A 677-nucleotide genomic window follows, 5' to 3' on the forward strand; every position below is an offset into this window, starting at 1 on the left:
AACCTTAGCAAGGCAGATCACTATGCTGCCCTGGATGAATTAATTGAGGCATTATAATTTTATTCAGGAGGCGAAAGCACAATGGCAGAATTCCCATTTGAGATTTCCCCAATGTTTGAAGGAGAAAGAGTAAGGAAAGAAGGCATGTTCGTTGAACTCGGTGGTCCGAAGTCCATCGGTCTGGAAATCGTTCGTGCAAAACCCATGGATGAGATCGAAGACGACAAAGTAACAATTGTCGGACCCGACCTCAAGCAGCTCGAAGAAGGCAAGACCTACCCCTGGGCAATGGTATTTCACATTGGCGGAGAACTTGTCGAGACTGACCTCGAATCTGTCGTAGAAAGGCGTGTCCACGACTTCATTAACTACTGCCAGGGCATTATGCACCTGAACCAGAGGTACGATGTCTGGATGAGAGTTTCCAAGGACACAGCTGCAAAGATGGACTCCTTTGAACCCTTCGGAAAAGCTGTTATGATGCTCTTCAAGACAGAACTGCCCTTTATCGAGAAGATGCAGGTGACATTCTACACTGATGAAGAAGAGGTCAAGAAGCAGCTCGAAGTTGCAAAGGAAGTTTTCAAAGCAAGAGACTTAAGGACAAAAGACCTGCACGATGAAGATGTGGATGTCTTCTACGGATGCACTCTCTGCCAGTCCTTTGCTCCGACCAA

General features: G+C 46.7%; 1 pseudogene. It reads left to right on the plus strand.

The features are described from left to right. Window positions 1-81: 81 nt before the first annotated feature. Window positions 82-677, plus strand: a pseudogene (locus tag FXV91_RS19595) (acetyl-CoA decarbonylase/synthase complex subunit beta); the annotation flags it as partial.

This window comes from Methanosarcina sp. DH2, from assembly GCF_020804225.1.
Classification (GTDB): domain Archaea; phylum Halobacteriota; class Methanosarcinia; order Methanosarcinales; family Methanosarcinaceae; genus Methanosarcina.